The sequence below is a fragment of the Burkholderia anthinoferrum genome (assembly GCF_002925705.1).
In the GTDB taxonomy this organism is placed as follows: domain Bacteria; phylum Pseudomonadota; class Gammaproteobacteria; order Burkholderiales; family Burkholderiaceae; genus Burkholderia; species Burkholderia semiarida.
In genome coordinates this window covers 1-3525 of sequence record NZ_LFZP01000010.1, presented here as the reverse complement: position 1 = coordinate 3525, position 3525 = coordinate 1, and the positions used below count along the sequence as shown (strand labels likewise).

Annotated in this window: 1 protein-coding gene; it reads right to left on the bottom strand. The window is 67.0% G+C overall.

Annotated features, from left to right (window positions below):
• The coding region (locus tag C5F75_RS03925) for a DUF3400 domain-containing protein (protein WP_104011908.1) at window positions 1-3525 on the bottom strand (3525 nt) is incomplete at both ends.

The following is a 3525-nucleotide window of genomic DNA, read 5'->3' as shown; positions in this document are numbered from 1 at the left end:
CACGCGCTCGATCCCGCCATGGTTGGCGCGTGCGACATAATCGGCCATCCAGTTCTCGCCGAGCACCTGGCGCGCGATCTCGACCACGATGTAGTCCGCTTCGAGATTCGCGTCCTCGCCGTAGCGCGACAGCCCCTGCAGGCACGACGGGCAGCTCGTCAGGATCTTCACGTCCGGGCCGGCCGCGGCCGCTGCCGCCGGCGCCGCCGCGTCGCCCGCCACCACCGGAATCGCACGCAGCTTCGCCGCGCCCTTGCGGATCTCCTCTTCCTTGCGGAAGCGCACCTGCGTCGAGATGTCCGGCCGCGTGACCGCCAGCGTGCCCGATTCGCCGCAGCAGCGATCGTTCTTCTCGATCTTGTAGCCGTCCTTCTCCGAACCCATCAGCTCGTTGACCAGCTTCACCGGGTCCATCGTCTTGATCGGCGTGTGGCACGGGTCGTGGTACATGTAGCGCGTGCCCGTCACGCCGTCGAGCTTCATCCCCTTCTCCAGCAGGAACTCGTGGATGTCGATGATCCGGCAGCCCGGGAAGATCTTGTCGAATTCGTAGCCCGCGAGCTGGTCGTAGCACGTGCCGCACGACACCACCACCGTCTTGATGTCCAGGTAGTTCAGCGTGTTCGCCACCCGGTGGAACAGCACGCGGTTGTCCGTCACGATCTTCTCGGCCTTGTCGTACTGGCCCGAGCCGCGCTGCGGATAGCCGCAGCACAGGTAGCCCGGCGGCAGCACCGTCTGCACGCCCGCCTCCCACAGCATCGCCTGCGTCGCCAGCCCCACCTGCGAGAACAGCCGCTCGGAGCCGCAGCCCGGGAAGTAGAACACCGCTTCCGAATCGACGGTCGTCGATTTCGGGTTGCGGATGATCGGCACGATCTTGTTGTCCTCGATGTCCAGCAGCGCGCGCGCCGTCTTCTTCGGCAGGTTGCCCGGCATCTTCTTGTTCACGAAGTGGATCACCTGCTCGACCGCCGGCGGCTTGCCCGTCGTCGCCGGCGGGTGCTGCGTCTGCTTCGTCACGACCTTCTTCAGCATGTCGTTCGCGAAGCGCTGCACCTTGTAGCCCACCCCCATCATCACGCCGCGCGCGACGTTGATCGTCTGCGGATTGGTCGCGTTCAGGAAGAACATGCCCGCCGCGTTGCCCGCGTTGAACTTCTTCTTGCCCATCTTGCGCAACAGGTTGCGCATGTTCATCGTCACGTCGCCGAAGTCGATCTTCACCGGGCACGGCGTCGCGCACTTGTGGCACACCGTGCAGTGGTCGGCCACGTCGTTGAACTCGTCCCAGTGCTTGATCGACACGCCGCGGCGCGTCTGCTCCTCGTACAGGAACGCCTCGACCAGCAGCGACGTCGCGAGGATCTTGTTGCGCGGGCTGTACAGCAGGTTCGCGCGCGGCACGTGGGTCGCGCACACCGGCTTGCACTTGCCGCAGCGCAGGCAGTCCTTCACCGAATCGGCGATCGCGCCGATGTCGGACTGCTGCATGATCAGCGACTCGTAGCCCATCAGCCCGAAGCTCGGCGTGTACGCATTGCGCAGATCGGCGCCCTCGAGCAGCTTGCCCTTGTTGAAGCGGCCGTTCGGGTCCACACGCTGCTTGTACGCGCGGAATTCGGCGATCTCGTCCTCGGTCAGGAACTCGAGCTTCGTGATGCCGATCCCGTGCTCGCCGGAAATCACGCCGTCGAGCGAGCGCGCCAGCGTCATGATCCGCGCGACGGCCGCGTGCGCGTCCTGCAGCATCTCGTAGTTGTCGGAGTTGACCGGGATGTTCGTGTGCACGTTGCCGTCGCCCGCGTGCATGTGCAGCGCGACGAACACGCGCGCGCGCAGCACGCGCTTGTGGATCGCCTGCGCTTCGTCGAGGATCGGCTTGAACGCGCCGCCGTTGAAGATCGCGCGCAGTTCCGCGCGGATCTCCTGCTTCCACGAGATGCGCACCGTGCGGTCCTGCGTGACGTGGAACACGGTCGCGCCCGGCTGCTCGTCCGCGCGGTCGGCGAACTTCTCCGCGAGCGCCTCGTAGCCGAGCTGCACCAGGTAGTGCTGCGCCTCGCGCAGCGGCTGGTCGAGCCGGTCGCGCACGAATTCCCAGCGCGCGCGCACGCGCCTGAGCAGCTCCAGCGCCTGCTGCACGCGGTCTTCCAGCAGTTCCGCGCTCGGGATCTCGTTCGCGTCGTCGGTCTTGCCGAGCGGCAGGTTGCCGCCACGGAAGAACGCCTCGAGCGCGTCGACCAGCTGCAGCTTGTTCTTCAGCGACAGCTCGATGTTGATCCGCTCGATGCCGTCGGTGTACTCGCCCATCCGGTTCAGCGGGATCACGACGTCCTCGTTGATCTTGAACGCGTTCGTGTGCTTCGCGATCGCCGCCGTGCGGCTGCGGTCCAGCCAGAAGCGCTTGCGCGCCTCCGCGCTGACCGCGACGAAGCCTTCGCCGCTCTTGCCGTTCGCCATCCGGATCACTTCGGACGTCGCCTGGGCGACCGCGTCGGCGTCGTCGCCGACGATGTCGCCGATCAGCACCATCTTCGGGAATGCGTTGCGCTTGCTCTTGGTCGCATAGCCGACCGCGCGCAGGTAGCGCTCGTCAAGGTGCTCGAGGCCCGCGAGGATCGCGCCGCCCTGCTTCGACGTCTCGAACAGGTAGTCCTTGATCTCGACGATGCTCGGGATCGCCTCGCGCGCCTGGCCGAAGAATTCGAGGCAGACGGTGCGCGTGTGCGCGGGCATCTTGTGCAGCACCCAGCGCGCGGACGTGATCAGCCCGTCGCAGCCTTCCTTCTGCACGCCCGGCAGGCCGGCGAGGAACTTGTCGGTGACGTCCTTGCCGAGCCCTTCCTTGCGAAAGCGCCGGCCTTCGATCTCGAGCATCTCGGTCTTCAGCAGCTTCTCGCCCGGCGCGTACGCGCCGTCGAACCACTTCAGCTCGAAGCGCGCGACCGCGATGTCGTGGATCTTGCCCTGATTGTGCTCGTGGCGCGTGACTTCGAGCCAGTTGCCGTCCGGGTCGACCATCCGCCACCACGCCAGGTTGTCGAGCGCGGTGCCCCACAGCACGGCCTTCTTGCCGCCCGCGTTCATCGCGACGTTGCCGCCGATGCACGAGGCGTCGAGCGAGGTCGGATCGACCGCGAACACGTAGCCGGCCGCTTCCGCCGCTTCGGTCACGCGGCGCGTGACGACGCCCGCGCCGGAGAAGATCGTCGGCACCTTGTGCGCGACGCCCGGCAGCTCGGTGAGCTCGACCGCGCCGAGCTGTTCGAGCTTCTCGGTGTTGATCACCGCGGAGAACGGCGTGAGCGGCACCGCGCCGCCCGTGTAGCCGGTGCCGCCGCCGCGCGGGATCACGGTCAGGCCGAGCTCGAAGCACGCCTTGATCAGCGCGGCGATCTCGGCTTCGGTGTCGGGCGTCAGCACGACGAACGGGTATTCGACGCGCCAGTCGGTCGCATCGGTCACGTGCGACACGCGCGACAGCCCGTCGAAGCGGATGTTGTCCTTCTGCGTGCAGCGGCC